Origin of the sequence: Maribacter sp., from assembly GCF_049667165.1 — a bacterium.
Lineage (GTDB): Bacteria > Bacteroidota > Bacteroidia > Flavobacteriales > Flavobacteriaceae > Maribacter_A.
This window is the reverse complement of record NZ_JBATHS010000027.1, coordinates 1-1,707: the sequence shown is the minus strand read 5'-3', so window position 1 is coordinate 1,707 and position 1,707 is coordinate 1. Positions and strand designations below refer to the sequence as shown.

At 44.3% G+C, this 1,707-nt stretch carries 2 protein-coding genes; both read left to right on the top strand.

Annotation, left to right across the window (positions count from 1 at the left end; genetic code table 11):
• Window positions 1–485: SRPBCC family protein (locus tag WBM98_RS01160; protein ID WP_424364181.1), on the top strand; the 485-nt coding region annotated here is incomplete at its 5' end.
• Between the two features lie 65 nt (window positions 486–550).
• The coding region (locus WBM98_RS01155) for an acyl-CoA dehydrogenase family protein (RefSeq protein ID WP_424364180.1) at window positions 551–1,707 on the top strand (1,157 nt) is incomplete at its 3' end.

Genomic DNA, 1,707 nt, shown 5'->3' with positions numbered 1-1,707 from the left:
TGGAAGGATTTCATATCCCTTTTGTACATGAAGACCTGAATGCAGTGTTGGATTATGGGAATTACGATACCATCATTCATGAACATCTTAACCTACAAATCGGATATGCGGAAGGTACCGATACTGTTTTTGAGTTGCCGAAAGGACATAGGGACCACGGCAAAAAAATTGCAGCCTATTACTACTGGGTCTTTCCCAATATGATGTTCAACTTTTATCCCTGGGGCCTATCGGTAAATATTGTTCAACCTGTGGATATCGATCGTACAAAAGTTTCTTTTTATAGTTATGTTTTTGATGCGTCTAAATTGGATAAAGGGGCAGGCTCCATTTTGGACAAGGTTGAAATGGAAGATGAGGAAGTGGTTGAAGGGGTGCAAAAAGGCGTACGTTCCAAATTTTACCAAGCAGGACGATTTTCGCCTACAAGGGAACAAGGAGTACACCATTTTCAGAGGCTTTTGGCTCACTTTTTAAATAGTTGATATTATCACTTTAGACGTTTGAAATGTTATATTTCTTTAATTATCTTTGATAAAAACACCTAGCTATGAAACCCGACCTGTTTGAAGCACCCGACTACTATAATCTTGACGATTTATTTACCGAAGAGCATCTATTGGTGCGCGATGCAGCGCGCGAATGGGTAAAGCGCGATATTTCACCCATTATTGAGGAATATGCCCAAAAGGCCGAATTCCCAAAACAGATTATTGGTGGTTTGGGAGAAATCGGGGCTTTCGGACCTTATATTCCAGAAGAATATGGCGGAGCCGGCTTAGATCAGATCAGCTACGGACTCATCATGCAGGAAATAGAGCGTGGTGACAGTGGGGTACGATCCACTGCTTCCGTACAATCCTCATTGGTGATGTACCCTATTTTCCAATATGGCACGGAGGAGCAACGCAAAAAATATCTTCCCAAATTGGCCACAGGTGAACTTATGGGTTGCTTTGGACTAACGGAACCCAACCACGGTTCGAATCCCGGGGGCATGGAGACGAAATTCAAGGATATGGGCGACCATTATCTTCTTAATGGGGCCAAACTATGGATATCAAACTCCCCTTTTGCCGATATTGCGATTGTCTGGGCCAAGAACGAAGCAGGACGCATTCATGGATTGATCGTAGAACGGGGTATGGAAGGCTTTTCAACCCCTGAAACCCATGGCAAGTGGTCCTTACGGGCATCTGCTACCGGGGAACTTATTTTTGATAATGTAAAAGTGCCGAAGGAAAACCTTTTGCCAGGAAAAAATGGCCTTGGGGCTCCTTTGGGTTGTTTGGATTCCGCCCGCTTTGGCATTGCATGGGGCGCTATTGGGGCGGCCATGGACTGTTATGACACCGCCTTACGGTATGCCAAAGAACGTATCCAATTTGGGAAACCTATTGCCGCGTATCAACTTCAGCAGAAAAAATTGGCCGAAATGATTACTGAAATCACTAAAGCCCAGTTATTGGCTTTTCGTTTGGGGCAATTGAAAAATGAAGGGCGGGCCACTACGGCACAAATTTCCATGGCGAAACGCAATAATGTGGAAATGGCGATCAAAATTGCCCGAGAGGCCAGACAGGTTTTAGGTGGAATGGGCATTACCGGAGACTATAGCATTATGCGCCATATGATGAACCTCGAAAGTGTCATCACTTATGAAGGCACCCATGATATTCATTTATTGATTACCGGGGCGGATATTAC